Consider the following 13,003-nt stretch of genomic DNA (forward strand, 5'->3'; position numbering starts at 1 on the left):
CCTGAAACACGATGGGGCTCACGAGAACCGTCACAAACCTCTCACCGGTTCGACGACGGGTTCTACGGCAGCGCGGGCCTGTTGTGCAGGCCCGTCAGATGGGCCAGTGCGTGATGGATGCGCAGGGTGGTGCGCCACCAGCGGAAGTTCATGCCGAGTTCGCTGGGAAGCAGGCGGCTCAGGGTGCGTCCGTTGGCTCCCGCGACGCGTCCGAGCCCGGGCAGGGGCGTGGGCCGTGCGGGATCGGCGTGCGGGAGGTCGATGACGGCGCGGAGCCGGTCATCGGTCGCCTCGGGCGGGTGCAGGGACAGTTCGGGGGTGTCGGACAGCTCGTGGATGACCAGGGCGAGCACGGCCAACCTCCGGTCTGTCGTCCGGTCAGTCCTCCAGCGCTTCCGAGATGTGCTCAAGATCGGCGAGGAGTGCCGTGACGCGCCGCGACGGGATCGCGTCGACCATGCGCTGTTCGACTGCGTACACGGCGGTCTGGACCGCGGCGAGGCGTGCGCGGCCCTCGTCGGTGAGGCGGGCGGGCCGGGCCCGGCCGTGGTCGGCGGTGGCGGGGCGGGTGATCAGCCCTGCCTCCTGGAGGCCGCGCAGCACGACGTTCCCGGACTGGCGGGTGACGAACGTCGCGCGGGCGAGGTCGGCGTTCGACATGCCCGGGTGCTGTGCCAGGAGCTCGAGGGTGGCGTACTGCGGCACGGTCAGCCCGTGCTCGCGCAGCACCTTGTCCATGGCGCCGCGCAGGGCGGCCTGGGCGCGTTTGAGCAGATACCCCACATGGTGGGTGATGTCGTCCGCTGGGCGGAACGGTTCCGTCGGCACACTCTCATCCATGTCAGCATTTTGACATGTGAGGTGCGGCCTCGTAATCTCTTATGTCAAAGCATTGACATAGGAGAGGGGAGCTCATGCCTGTCGCCATCGATGGTCCGGACTTCGTCGCCCTGCAGGTCCACGACGTGGAGGCCGCGGCGGTCTTCTGCGAGAAGCACCTGGGGCTGCGCCGAGCCGCCGTCTCGCCCCCGCACGCGGTCGTGTTCGACACCAAGCCGACCCCGTTCGCCGTCCGCGCGCTGCTCCCGGGCGTCGACCTCGCCGACGCCGCGCGGCCGGGCCTCGGCGTGGTGCTCTGGTTCCGGACCACGGACGCCCATCAGCTCCACGACCAGCTCGTCGCCGCCGGCGTCAAGATCGTCGAACCCATGGCGGACAGCCCCTTCGGGCCGAAGTTCTCCTTCGAGGGCCCGGAGGGGTACACGCTGACGGCGCACGGCGGCTGATCGAAACCGCCGCCCTTCTTTTCGGGGCTGCCCAGGGGGGGCGCCCAAAGGCCGCGCTCGTCGGCCAACTGGGCATGGGGGTGGGCCGGTTGCGTGCAGGGTGCCCCGTGGGCGTGGCGCGTTCGGCGAATCGCGCCCGGTCCGCCCGACATCCTCGTCAGGAACGGAACCGGAACCGGAACCTACGTACGGCTCGCTCCATGCTCACGCCGCACGACCGCACGACCGCACGACCGCACGACCGCACGACCGCCCGACCGCACGACCGCCCGGCGCCATCGCCGGGCGCGAGCCGCGAACGCGGCGACACCGCCACCGCGTTCGCCGTCCTGCGGTGGTACCGGGGGGAAAATTCCCCCTCACGTGCACGGCCTTCGTCACCTGCACGGCCTTCACGGTCCTCGACGGCCATCTGGGCGAGCTCGCGGCTCGCTCACCGCATGCAGGTGGGCGAACTCGTCGGCGAGCATCCCCATCATGACCAGGTCGTGGTGCCGGCCGGCGAAGAACTCGTGATCGCGGAGGCGACCCTCCTCGGCGAAACCGAGCCGACGGTGCAGCGCCAGTGATGCCTCGTTGTGGGCGAAGATCCTCGCTTCGCACTTGTGGTAGCGCCGCTCGGCGAACATGAAACGCAGCAGCATGGACACGGCCTCTGCCGCATAACCCTTGCGCCGATGATCCGCACCCATCGTGATGCCGTACTCGAACCAACCCGCGCGCGGATCGGCTTGGTGCGGGCCGATGACGCCGACGGTTTCGCCCGTGGCGACCGCTTCGATGGCCAGCCCGAAGCAGTCGTCGTCGGACTTGGCGGCAGCCTGTTCCCTGGCCATGGTGCGGAAGCTGTCCGCTGAACGGGGCGGATGCAGGACATCACCCAGCCGCTCCTCCTCCACTGCGAAGCCCATGAACGTGGTCCAGTCGTCGGGCTCGATGCCGCGCAGCCGTATCCGCTTGCCTGTCCAGAACGATGTCATCCGACATTTTGATCACAAGTGTCGCTCGGCACTCCGGACAGTCGGCCGGAGTAAACCCGTCTCAACGCGTACAACCCGTGTGGCGTACGGGAGTTGAGGCCCGAGGCTCCGGTCCGACTCGTACGTGCGCACCCCCTTGACGCCACGTTTCACTGCCGTAACCATCCAACGCGAGAGAGCGCTCTCAGGCCGTCCGGTGTTCATTTTCTGAACAGGGGAGCGCGGACCTCCGTGTCGGCCGTACGTCCCCAATCGCATGAACCACCCCCGCCGCCCCCGCCACCCCCACACCTCATGGAGTCCACCCGTGACCACAGAACCTGTCGAGCCCGTCGGTCTCCCCGCCCCTCTCCGGCACGGCGTCTCACGCCGGACAGTGCTGGCGGCCACGGCCGCGGCAGTCCCGGCCGCAGGTCTGCTCGCCGCGCCCCAGGCGATGGGTGCCGCACGGAAAGCGGCGGCCGCGGCGCCCGACCTCGGCCCCAACGTGCTGGTCTTCGACCCGTCAACGCCCGGTATCCAGGCCACACTTGACGACATCTTCAGAAAGCAGGAATCGGCCCAGTTCGGCAGCGGCCGCTACGCGCTGCTGTTCAAGCCCGGCACCTACAACGGCCTCAACGCCCAACTCGGCTTCTACACCTCCATCATGGGTCTGGGCCTCTCGCCCGACGACACTCATTTCAACGGTGACGTGACCGTGGACGCCGGCTGGTTCAACGGCAACGCCACCCAGAACTTCTGGCGCTCCGCCGAGAACCTCTCCCTCAAACCCGTGAACGGCACGAACCGCTTCGCCGTCTCCCAGGCCGCGCCGTTCCGCCGTATGCACGTACGCGGCAACCTCAACCTGGCCCCGGACGGATACGGCTGGGCGAGCGGCGGCTACATCGCCGACAGCCGCGTCGACGGCACCGTGCAGCCGTACTCCCAGCAGCAGTGGTACACCCGCGACAGCTCCGTCGGCGGCTGGCTGAACGGTGTGTGGAACATGGTGTTCTCCGGCGTCGAGGGTGCCCCCGCGCAGTCCTTCCCGGACCCGCCCTACACGACGCTCGACACGACCCCTGTCTCGCGCGAGAAGCCCTTCCTCTATCTGGACGGCGGGGAGTACAAGGTCTTCCTGCCCGCGCTGCGCACCGCGGCCCGCGGCACCAGCTGGGCCGGAGGCACTCCCCGAGGCGAGTCGCTGCCGCTGAGCGCGTTCCACGTCGCCAAGGAGGGCGACACCGCCGCGTCCCTCAACTCGGCGCTCAAGGAAGGCAAGAACCTGCTGCTCACCCCCGGCATCTACCACGTCGACCGGCCCATCGAGGTCACCCGCGAGGGCACCGTCGTCCTCGGTCTCGGCTACGCCACCCTCGTGCCCGACGGCGGGGTGACCGCCATGAAGATCGCCGACGTCGACGGCGTGCGGCTGGCCGGTGTCCTCGTCGACGCGGGGCGGGACAACTCCGCGGTACTCCTGGAGGTGGGCCCCGAGGGGTCGTCGGCGGGGCACGCCGGCAACCCCATCACGCTGCAGGACGTGTTCATCCGCATCGGCGGCGCGGGCGTGGGCAAGGCCACCACCAGCATGGTCGTCAACAGCCGGCACACCATCGTCGACCACACCTGGGTCTGGCGCGCCGACCACGGCGACGGTGTCGGCTGGGAGACCAACCGCGCCGACCACGGCGTCGTGGTCAACGGCGACGACGTCCTGGCGACAGGGCTGTTCGTGGAGCACTTCAACAAGTACGACGTGCAGTGGAAGGGCGAGCGCGGCCGCACGATCTTCTTCCAGAACGAGAAGGCGTACGACGCCCCCGACCAGGCCGCCATCCAGAACGGGAACCTGCGGGGCTTCGCCGCCTACAAGGTCGCCGACTCCGTGACCAGCCACGAGGGTTGGGGACTCGGCTCGTACTGCTACTACAACGTGGACCCCACCATCGTCCAGGAGCACGGCTTCGCCGCTCCGAACAAGCCGGGCGTGAAGTTCCACCACCTGCTGGTCGTCTCCCTCGGCGGCAAGGGCCAGTACGCGCACGTGATCAACTCCACCGGCAGCCCCACCTCCGGGACGGACACCAAGCCCTCCACTGTGGTCGCGTACCCCTGACCACCGCCCCCACTTCGACGGAGACGGGGTCGGTGGACGGGAAGTCCCAGACGTATGCCGACCGCGCCGAGAACATCCGTGCCGAGGCGTGGCTCGAAACCGGCCTTGACCGGGTCTCGCCAAAGTCTATGGTCTGGACTAATCGGTGGTCGCACGTATCTGGCCTCCGCTCGGCCCCACCGACCACAACGCTTGCCCCCTACCTCGCACCCCCACGAGAGCTCTTCACGCCGCACACCCCCATGAAGCAATGCCGTGAAGGAGTCATGCATGGACAAGAAGCGGAAGATAGCCGCCGCGATCGGCGCCGGCCTCGCACCGGTCCTCGCCCTCACGCTGCCGACCGGCTCGGCCAGCGCGCACGGCTACGTCAACGCACCGGCGAGCCGTCAGGCGCAGTGCGCCGCCAGGACGGTGCCGTGCGGAGACATCAAGTACGAACCGCAGAGCGTCGAGGGCCCCAAGGGTCTGCGCAGTTGCCACGGCGGCAACGCCAGGTTCGCGGAGCTCAACGACGACAGCAAGGGCTGGAAGGTCAGCGACGTCAGCAGGACGCAGACCTTCACCTGGACGTTCACGGCCCGGCACCGCACCGCGAATTACGAGTACTTCGTCGACGGCACGAAGGTGGCCACCATCGACGGCAACAACCAGCAGCCCCCGTCGACCGTCTCGCACCAGGTCAACCTCGGCAATTTCACCGGCAGGCACAAGGTCCTGGCGGTGTGGAACATCGGCGACACGGCCAACGCCTTCTACGCCTGCATTGACGTCAACATCCGCTGAACGAGCTGAACAAGCTGAACGAGCTGAAGGGTGACGGTTTGTCATCCGTTGATGCGTACGGAGCGGGACCTGGAGCGCGCCCAGGACCTGCTCCGGGCAGACGGTCCGGCTTTCGGTCCGGCTTTCGGTCCCACGGGAGACGACGGATCGCAGGATCGACGGCCATGACTCATGGCCTCCTGGGGCTCGACAGGCGATCTCACCGGGGTGCGACGGGTTGCCCGTCTGCGCGTCGCCGGCCGGGCCACATGTCGTCGTACGCCGCGTCCATGAAACGGACCTGCGCCCCGCGCGCCACGGAAGGGTCGGACATCACGCCTCGGGCTGCTTCGGTCAGGCTGAGGGTTGCCACTGTCCGAGTCCGTGCATGCCGCCTTGTCCACCTGCAACGCGATGCCTAGGTACTGGCCCAGCAGCGAGCCACCGGCGCCGAGCGTGACCCTGGCGAGAGACAACAGCACCGGCCCCGAGGTTCCCCAAGATCCCATAGGGGGAGTCTCTCAGTGGCGACCCACCTCTCGAGGAGGCACCTCCGTACGCGTTTCCACGAGGACGGGTTCTTACCTGAGCGGCGCCTCACCGGCGAGGGAGGTCATTCACCCGCGTCCGAGGGGGAGGGCCGGGAGGGGACGCGTGTCCTTTCCTGCACGGCGCGTTCGTCCAGCAGGCCCTCCTCGCACAGGTCGGACCAGAGCTGTGGAGGTATCCGTGCGTCGAAGGCCTCGAGGTTGCGCCGTACTTCGTCCGTGGTTCTCATGCCGACCACGATTCCGGCGACGACCGGGTGCAGCAGAGGGAAGGCCAGGGCCGCCTGAGGGGCTGTCACGCCGTGTGCCTCGCAGACGTCCGCGATCCGGTTCGTCCGCTTCAAGAGTTCCGGTGCGGCGGGGGCGTAGTCGAAACGGGCTCCCGGCTCGGGGCGGTCGGTGGCCAGCAGGCCGGAGTTGAAGACCGAAGCGGCCAGGACCGAGACGCCCCGTTCCGCGCAGGCGGGCAGAAGTTCGTCGAGGGCGCTGTGGTCCAGCAGGGTGTAGCGGCCGGAGAGCATCACCACGTCCGCGTCGGTCTCCCGCACCAGGCGGGTCAGCTTGCCGGGGTGGTACATGCCCGCGCCGACGGCACCGACCACGCCCTGGGCGCGCAGCTCGGCCAGCGCCGGATAGCCGTCGCGCAGTGCGGCCTCGAAGTGTTCCTCGGCGTCGTGCAGGTACAGCACGTCGATGCGGTCGGTGCCCAGACGGGTCAGCGAGTCCTCGACGCTGCGCAGGACGCCGTCGCGGGAGAAGTCCCACACCCGGCGGTGGGTGGCCGGTACGGCGAACGCCTCGTCCATCCGTCCGGCCGGATCCTGCGGCACCAGCAACCGGCCGACCTTCGTCGAGAGGGTGAACGCCGCCCGCGGCTTCCCTCCCAGCATCTGGCCGATGCGGCGTTCGGAGTGCCCTATGCCGTAGTGCGGCGAGGTGTCGAAGTAACGTAGACCGGCGTCCCACGCGGCGCTCAGCGCCTCCGCGGCGGTCTCGTCGTCCAGTGGCGCGAACAGGCCTCCCAACGGCCCGCCACCGAAGCCCAGTTCAGTGACCTCTACCGTGCTGCGGCCGAGCTGATGGGTACGCATGGGGTGATTCTCCTTGTCAGGGGGCAAGGTCGGGGAGGGAGTCGTCCCCGACCCCCGATTTCATCCGACGTGTGAGTGTTACGCCATGGGGAGTTGAGAAAGAAAGGTGCGTACCACGGCGGCGAACCGGTCGGGAGCGTCGCAGTGCACCACGTGCCCGGCTGGAATGTCGGCCAACTCGGCCCGGCCGGCTCGGCGGGCGATCATTTCCCGGGCATGATCCTGCGTCAGTACGACGCTGTCCGTTCCCCGGATGAGCAGGGTCGGGCAGGTCACCGACTCCCAGTCGCTCCAGTAGTCGCCGGTGAGGGCCTTGTGGGACTGCACCGTGTGCTCGATGTCGAACGAGAATCCCCAGCCGTCGTCGAACCGGCGGAAGGAACACTCCAGGTACGGCGCCGTCGAGCCGAGCGCGGAGGCCAACGCCTGGCGGGACGGCGCGTTGCGAGGCAGCTGCGTGGCCAACGACCAGTCGGCGTTCACCACGGCGCCGACGTCCTCGACGATCAGGGCCGTGACCCGGCCCGGGTGTCGGGCCGCGTACTGATAGGCGTTCGCGCCGCCCAACGAGTGACCGAGCACCGGCACCGGACCGAGCCCCAGATGGTGATGAACAGCCGCGACGTCGGCGACGTAGTCGGCCCGCCGATAGCTCTGGGCGCGGTCGGACTCACCGTGCCCACGCTGGTCCAGAGCGATCACTCGCCATCGCGGTGCCAGCGCCTCGGCGAGCGGGGCGAACGCCGACGCCTCGTTGTAATGCCCGTGGAGCGCCAGCATCGGGATCCCCGGACCGCCGAAGTCCAGGAAGGACAGGCGTCGTTGGTCGACTGTGCAGAACCCGCGCATGGCGCGCATGCTAACGCCGACACTGCTCTCGACCGACCGGTTGGGCGTCAGGTTTTTTCAGGAACTCAGGTGAGCGTCTCCAGGAACTCCGAGAGCAGGTGTGTAGGAGCTCCGGCCGTTCGAGGTGCAGGTCGTGGCCGGTTCCGAGAATGCTCGGTGCCGCGCTCGGAGGTCGCTCGGCTCCTCACGCGTTCTGCCGAACACGTGCTGCCGACCTGATCATTGATCATGCCGCATGGGTCTCGCTCTGTTTGCTCTGCTCGCTCTGTTCGGGGCAGGGCCCATGCGGGTGAACCCTCATGCGACGCATGAGTGATCTCTCGACCTGAGGTAGAGGTGTGGACTTCGTCAGCGCCTGCGGTCCGGTGAGCGCCGGGGCGCCGCTGGTGTCGGGTCCGGCAGGTTCATCGACGCGAGCTTGGCCGGGTCGGTCACGACCGTCATGTCGGTGATCCGGCTCTCGACGACGGTGAACGCGATGACCGAGAGCGGCGTGCCGTCCTCGCGCCAGGAGACGATTCCCGGGAGTCCGTTGACGAGCGCCGCGCATCCCTGTCCGGCCGCGCCGGCGGACAGCTGGGCGGCGGCTGCGATCTTGGTGGCGCCGAGGGTGACGACGACGCCGGACGGTGTGTCGACGGTCAGTCTCACCTCGGGGTCGAGTACCCGCAGCAACCCCTCGAAGTCGCCGTCGCGGGCGGCCGCCAGGAAGGCCTGGACCACCTCTCGCTGCTCCCGTCCGACACCGGTCGGCCGCTCCGTCGTCCGCACCTTCCTGCGGGCCCGGCTGGCGAGCATCTTGGCGGCGGCGGTGGACTTGCCGAGGATCTGGCCGATCTCGTCGAACGGCACCGCGAACAGGTCGTGCAGCACGAACGCCAGCCGCTCGCTCGGCCGCAGCGACTCCAGGACGACGAGGAGGGCGACCCCGACGGAGTCGGCGAGCAGCGCGTCGTCCTCGGGAGCAGGGCCGTCGTCGGGCGTCACCACGAGCTCGGGCAGGCCGTCGTCGTAGGTCGCTTCCGGGCGGGCCTGGCGCGATCGCAGGACATCGAGGCTGATCCGGCCGACCACGGTGGTCAGCCAGCCGCCGAGGTTGTGGATGGCCGCCGCGTCCTGGCGCGAGAGCCGCAACCAGGCCTCCTGGACCACGTCATCGGCGTCGGCGCGCGACCCGAGCATGCGGTGGGCGACCGCGCGCAGCCGGTCGCGCTCGGCCTCGAACGCCTCGGCCATCGGGTCCATCGAGCTGGTGTCGGACATGTTGTTACCTTCCTCGGCGCTGCTCCGTCATGGGGATGACGGGCCCGAAGGGGCACAGGTAACCGATGAGGGAGCACCACCGATGGAAGCACGTACGACACGCATGAGCAGCCCGCCGAACCCCGACGTGATCACCGCGATCCAGCACCTCTACAAGGCGATTCACGCCGGGGGAGTCGACCAGCGCCTGCTCTCCCTGGTCCATCTGCGGACCAGCCAGATCAACGGGTGCGGCCCGTGCGTCTTCGCCTCGATCGAGCCGGCGAAGAAGGCCGGTGAGACAGAGGAACGGCTGCACAACGTGGTCGCGTGGCGCGAGACGCCCTTCTACACCGAGCAGGAGCGGGCGGCCCTTGCTCTGACCGAGGCCGCCACCCGGATCCAGGACGGCGCGCCGGGCGTGACCGACGAGGTCTGGGACGCGGCCGCCGGCCACTTCAGCGAGGAGCAACTGGGCGCGATCACCCTGGAGATCGCGCTGACCAACTTCTTCAACCGCATCAACCGTACGATCCGGGAGCAGGCAGGCAAGACCTGGTGAGCGGACCGGTCGGCCCGGGCGGTACGGACTGGTCGGCTCGCCGGGAGCGGAGGCGCCCCCTGTCTGTGGCGGCATGAAACGGGCCCCGCCTTGAAACGGGCCCCGCCTTGAAACGGGCCCCGCCTTGAAACGGGCCCCGCCTTGAGGCGGGGCCCGTCGTCCCGGCGGGCGGCGTCCGGTCGACACGTCCCACTGCCTCACCGCCCACCGCCTACTCCTTACCGGTCACCGGTCACCGATCACCAGTCACCGGCCTCCGCCTACCGTCTGCCTGGCGGGCCCGGCCTCGCTTCAGGTGCCGGTCGTAGAACCGGCCACCGTCCTCCATCTCGAACCACGGAGTGCCGGTGTGTCCGCCCAGGTTGGCGTGCAGCGTCTTCTCCTTGGTGCCGAAGGCGTCGAACAGGTCCAGGGCCCGCTGCCGGGGGTTGCCTTCGTCGTCCCACTGCAGCAGGAGCAGCAGCGGAATGGTGACGTGCCGGGCCTCCTCGCGCTGGGCGCGGGGCACGTAGCCCCCGGCGAAGAGACCGGCGGCCGCGATGCGCGGCTCGGTCACCGCGAGGTGGATGCCGACGGCGGTCCACCCCGAGTAGCCGACCGGGCCGTCGATCTCGGGCAGCGAAAGGAGGGCGTCCAGGGTGGTCCGCCATTCCGGGACGGCCTTCTCGACCAGCGGGCCGATGAAGGACTCGAAGATCTCGTCGACCGGCTCGCCGGCCTCCATCGCCCTGCGGATGTCGACGCGGGCCTGCTCGTCGGCGGCGGAACGAGGTCGGTCACCGCACCCGGGGGCGTCGATGGAGGCCACCGCGTAGCCGCGCGCCGCGGTGAGCCGGGCCCGGGCCACCAGCCGCGGTTGCGCCTTGGGCAGGCCGTTGTTGTGGGCCATCAGGATCAGCGGGGCCGGTTCGGGGGACTCGGGTGTCCACAGGGTGCCGGGGATCTCGCCGAGGGTGAATTCGCGTTCGAGGACGCCGTCGTCGAGGCGCCGCTGGGAAGTGAAGTGCATGGTCGTGCCTTTCGGGAGTGCTCGTGAACGGCGCTCCCGGACGACCTATCGCCCGACCGTGACCCCGAAGGGGAGCACCCATGTCGATTCTGCGTTCACGGGTACCACCTCCTCGTTCTCTCGCACGGCCTCCGGAAAGCTAGCAGCGGTTGTTGCGGCCCGCCAAAGGGTTTTCGCGAGGCTCCGTGACGCGACCGGCGCCGGGCCTGCCCGGGCCGCCGAGGACCGGTGAGCTCAGCATAGGTATGCGATCTGCAAGCGATTGGCGCGTGTTTCATGCGTGAACCGAGGCGCGATCCATGTACGGTGACGGCTGGAGGTGAGGTCTGTGCCCGCTGAGGATCAGCTGTTCAGTGCGGTGGACGCGTTGCTGGAGCAGGCTGCTCAGGACGGTCTGCCGGCGCCCGCCGAGCGCAAGCGGTTGCGCGAGGCTGCCGGGCTGAGTCAGGAGCAGGTCGCCCAGGCCTTGAGCACCCGCCGTGAGGCGGTGGGGAATTGGGAGTCGGGCAGGACCGAGCCGCGGCCGCCGAAGCGTGCCGCCTATGCCCGGCTCCTCGAGGGGCTCGCGGCCCGCTTCCCGGCCCCCGCTGCCGCTCCCGACGCCGCGTCAGCCCCGGCCGCGGCGCCCGAGGCCCGGCCCGAGCCCGCTGCCTTCGCGGCGAACGGAGCCCCGGCGGCGTCGGCCCCAGCGGCCCGTCCGGCGTCGACTCCCGGACGGCCCGCCACGCCTTCCCGACGCCCGGGAGCCCAGAGCGCGGCGCGCAAGCCGATGACGAAGGCGACGAAGGCTGCGCGGAAGTCGACCACCTCGGCTGCTCCGGCCGCGGACCCGCGCTTCGAGAACGGCCCCCTCGCCGTGGTCGACGTCGACCACGACAGCGGGCAGGTCCAGGCGTACTGCGTCGGCGGCCTGGTCCTGGACGTGCCCGCCAAGTCCTTGCCGTCCCTGGTCGAATGGACGCTGACCGAGGCCAGGCTCGGCCAGGCCCGCCTGCACCGCAACGGCCGCGACGCCGACCCCGTCCTCGTCCTCACCCCCGCAGCCCTGGAGCGCTACGGCCTGCCCGCCGCCCTGTCCGAAGAGGAGCAGCGATCCGGATGCCTCGCGGACGACCACAAGGTGGTCAAGCAGCTCGTCAGGGCCGAATGGAAGCTCACCCAGCGCGGGTTCGGGCCGTGGGCGCGCATCTACCGCCCGGCCGACGGCGCCAGGCGCAACTGCGTCCAGCTGTGCATCCCGGCGTGGAACGCACTGGACGTACGCGAGTGGGACAAGAAGGACGACCCGCGGCTGCCCGGCATGCACCCGGCCGACCTCGCCCGCTACTTGGGGGCGTACGCCCAGCGGGTGATGACGCCGCGCGGCACCGCGGCGGTCACCGGCCTGGAGCTGATGACCGCGCTGCGCCCGCCGACCCGTGCGGCCAAGAACGAGGCGACCGGGGAGTTCGAGCGGGCGTTCAACGCCGACGCGCTCACCGCGGTGTACGACGTGGTGGAGTGCGAGGTGCCGGACGAACACCCGTTGCTGAAGGGGAAGTTCGCGCGGCACCATCTGCGTACTCCGGCCGAGATGCTGATGGAGGAGCCCTACGACTGGTGCCGCCCGCTCACCGATGAGGAGTGCGCGCACCGCTACCTGGTCGCCGTCGACATCAACATGTCGTTCGCCGCGGCCGCGAACGGACTCACGGTCGGCCTCGACGGGCCCACCCATCTGACGGGCGGCCCGGCCTTCGACCCGGCGCTGCCCGGCTCCTGGCTGGTCGACCTCTCGCACGTGGACCTGTCCCGCGTGGACATGGGCGGCCGCACCGTCGACGGCGACCGGCTCCCGTCGCCGTTCACGCCGAAGGGGGAGCGGCCCGCAGGGCCGGCCTGGTACGCCACCCCGACCGTCGCGTACGCGGTGGAGTTGGGCTTCGAGGTCGCGCCCCTCGAGGCGTACGTGCGTATGCGGTCCGGCCGTTACCTGGACGGCTGGTACAAGCGGCTGCGCGACGCGTACATGGAGACGATGGCCGACCTCGGCGTCACCGGCGACCTGGGCGGCGCCGAGTTCCTGGCGGCGATGGCCCGCTCCAAGCAGGTGGACCCGGTGATGGCGCTGCTGGTCGGCGCGATCAAGTCGACGGCGAAGGGCGGCATCGGCAAGCTGCGCCAGCGCAACCGCGGTCAGGTGGCGTACTACGAGCCGTGGCCGGCGCTCGCGCGGGAGACGTGGCGCCCCGACATCCGGGCCGCCGTCCTCGCCAACCAGCGGATCGGCCTGCACCGCAAGCTGATGAAGACCGCAGCGGCGGCCGACCTGTACCCGGTCGCCATCGGCACCGACGCCATCGTCTACCCCTCGCCGGGCCCGTCCCCGCTGGACGTCCTGCCGTTCACGCCGGAGGGCAAGCCCGCGCCGGGCACGTTCCGGCTCGGTGTCTCGCCGGGCATGGTCAAACACCAGGGCACGCAGACCGTGCTGTGGGCGGAGGAGCAGTTCGAGGAGCATGGCGGGGTGTTCAACGTCGCCAACCTCATCAAGACCGACCCGGCGGCCGGGGAAGGGGAGTAGCAGG

At 69.8% G+C, this 13,003-nt stretch carries 12 protein-coding genes; 5 read left to right on the forward strand and 7 right to left on the reverse strand.

Going from position 1 to position 13,003, the window contains the following annotated elements:
• Window positions 1–62: 62 nt before the first annotated feature.
• Both ACZ4D5_RS33580 and ACZ4D5_RS33585 read right to left on the reverse strand, forming a co-directional pair.
• On the reverse strand, window positions 63–353 hold the full coding sequence (locus tag ACZ4D5_RS33580; RefSeq protein ID WP_467776253.1) for a hypothetical protein: 291 nt from the start codon (window positions 351–353) through the stop codon (window positions 63–65).
• Window positions 354–378: 25 nt separating this feature from the next.
• Entirely contained in the window at window positions 379–840 is a 462-nt protein-coding gene (locus ACZ4D5_RS33585) for a MarR family winged helix-turn-helix transcriptional regulator (protein WP_467776254.1), read from the reverse strand.
• A 74-nt stretch (window positions 841–914) separates the two neighbouring features.
• Here ACZ4D5_RS33585 and ACZ4D5_RS33590 point away from each other — a divergent pair, with 74 nt between their 5' ends.
• Window positions 915–1,286 carry a VOC family protein gene (locus ACZ4D5_RS33590; RefSeq protein WP_467776255.1) on the forward strand — a complete coding sequence of 124 codons (372 nt, stop codon included), beginning with the start codon at window positions 915–917 and terminating at the stop codon, window positions 1,284–1,286.
• Between the two features lie 392 nt (window positions 1,287–1,678).
• Here the strand turns inward: ACZ4D5_RS33590 and ACZ4D5_RS33595 are convergent, their stop codons facing one another.
• Window positions 1,679–2,266 carry a GNAT family N-acetyltransferase gene (locus ACZ4D5_RS33595; protein ID WP_467776256.1) on the reverse strand — a complete coding sequence of 196 codons (588 nt, stop codon included), beginning with the start codon at window positions 2,264–2,266 and terminating at the stop codon, window positions 1,679–1,681.
• Window positions 2,267–2,522: 256 nt separating this feature from the next.
• On the opposite strand from ACZ4D5_RS33595, the gene ACZ4D5_RS33600 reads away from it, so the two are divergent.
• Entirely contained in the window at window positions 2,523–4,370 is a 1,848-nt protein-coding gene (locus ACZ4D5_RS33600; RefSeq protein WP_467776257.1) for a coagulation factor 5/8 type domain-containing protein, read from the forward strand.
• Window positions 4,371–4,640: 270 nt separating this feature from the next.
• Window positions 4,641–5,156 (forward strand): lytic polysaccharide monooxygenase auxiliary activity family 9 protein, encoded by a 516-nt coding sequence (locus ACZ4D5_RS33605; RefSeq protein ID WP_467776258.1) that lies wholly within the window; start codon window positions 4,641–4,643, stop codon window positions 5,154–5,156.
• A 592-nt stretch (window positions 5,157–5,748) separates the two neighbouring features.
• On the opposite strand, the gene ACZ4D5_RS33610 is transcribed toward ACZ4D5_RS33605, so the two are convergent.
• The 3 genes from ACZ4D5_RS33610 to ACZ4D5_RS33620 form a co-directional block, all read right to left on the reverse strand.
• Complete coding sequence (locus tag ACZ4D5_RS33610; protein WP_467776259.1) at window positions 5,749–6,774, reverse strand: aldo/keto reductase; 1,026 nt, start codon at window positions 6,772–6,774, stop codon at window positions 5,749–5,751.
• Window positions 6,775–6,852: 78 nt separating this feature from the next.
• Window positions 6,853–7,623 carry an alpha/beta fold hydrolase gene (locus ACZ4D5_RS33615; protein ID WP_467776260.1) on the reverse strand — a complete coding sequence of 257 codons (771 nt, stop codon included), beginning with the start codon at window positions 7,621–7,623 and terminating at the stop codon, window positions 6,853–6,855.
• A 348-nt stretch (window positions 7,624–7,971) separates the two neighbouring features.
• Window positions 7,972–8,886 carry a sigma-70 family RNA polymerase sigma factor gene (locus ACZ4D5_RS33620; RefSeq protein ID WP_467776261.1) on the reverse strand — a complete coding sequence of 305 codons (915 nt, stop codon included), beginning with the start codon at window positions 8,884–8,886 and terminating at the stop codon, window positions 7,972–7,974.
• A gap of 82 nt (window positions 8,887–8,968) precedes the next feature.
• Here ACZ4D5_RS33620 and ACZ4D5_RS33625 point away from each other — a divergent pair, with 82 nt between their 5' ends.
• Window positions 8,969–9,427 carry a carboxymuconolactone decarboxylase family protein gene (locus ACZ4D5_RS33625; RefSeq protein WP_467776262.1) on the forward strand — a complete coding sequence of 153 codons (459 nt, stop codon included), beginning with the start codon at window positions 8,969–8,971 and terminating at the stop codon, window positions 9,425–9,427.
• Window positions 9,428–9,659: 232 nt separating this feature from the next.
• Here ACZ4D5_RS33625 and ACZ4D5_RS33630 read toward each other — a convergent pair whose 3' ends face one another.
• Window positions 9,660–10,436 carry a dienelactone hydrolase family protein gene (locus tag ACZ4D5_RS33630; protein ID WP_467776263.1) on the reverse strand — a complete coding sequence of 259 codons (777 nt, stop codon included), beginning with the start codon at window positions 10,434–10,436 and terminating at the stop codon, window positions 9,660–9,662.
• 328 nt (window positions 10,437–10,764) lie between these two features.
• On the opposite strand from ACZ4D5_RS33630, the gene tap reads away from it, so the two are divergent.
• Window positions 10,765–12,999 carry a telomere-associated protein Tap gene (tap, locus tag ACZ4D5_RS33635; protein ID WP_467776264.1) on the forward strand — a complete coding sequence of 745 codons (2,235 nt, stop codon included), beginning with the start codon at window positions 10,765–10,767 and terminating at the stop codon, window positions 12,997–12,999.
• Window positions 13,000–13,003: the final 4 nt, after the last annotated feature.

This window comes from Streptomyces sp. NPDC025651, assembly GCF_055558735.1.

Coding starts and splice junctions, on each gene's coding strand:
- ACZ4D5_RS33585 (WP_467776254.1), bottom strand. CDS start 840: ATGGATGAGAGTGTGCCGACGGAACCGTTCCGCCCAGCGGACGACATC.
- ACZ4D5_RS33590 (WP_467776255.1), top strand. CDS start 915: ATGCCTGTCGCCATCGATGGTCCGGACTTCGTCGCCCTGCAGGTCCAC.
- ACZ4D5_RS33595 (WP_467776256.1), bottom strand. CDS start 2,266: ATGACATCGTTCTGGACAGGCAAGCGGATACGGCTGCGCGGCATCGAG.
- ACZ4D5_RS33600 (WP_467776257.1), top strand. CDS start 2,523: ATGAACCACCCCCGCCGCCCCCGCCACCCCCACACCTCATGGAGTCCA.
- ACZ4D5_RS33605 (WP_467776258.1), top strand. CDS start 4,641: ATGGACAAGAAGCGGAAGATAGCCGCCGCGATCGGCGCCGGCCTCGCA.
- ACZ4D5_RS33610 (WP_467776259.1), bottom strand. CDS start 6,774: ATGCGTACCCATCAGCTCGGCCGCAGCACGGTAGAGGTCACTGAACTG.
- ACZ4D5_RS33615 (WP_467776260.1), bottom strand. CDS start 7,623: ATGCGCGGGTTCTGCACAGTCGACCAACGACGCCTGTCCTTCCTGGAC.
- ACZ4D5_RS33620 (WP_467776261.1), bottom strand. CDS start 8,886: ATGTCCGACACCAGCTCGATGGACCCGATGGCCGAGGCGTTCGAGGCC.
- ACZ4D5_RS33625 (WP_467776262.1), top strand. CDS start 8,969: ATGGAAGCACGTACGACACGCATGAGCAGCCCGCCGAACCCCGACGTG.
- ACZ4D5_RS33630 (WP_467776263.1), bottom strand. CDS start 10,436: ATGCACTTCACTTCCCAGCGGCGCCTCGACGACGGCGTCCTCGAACGC.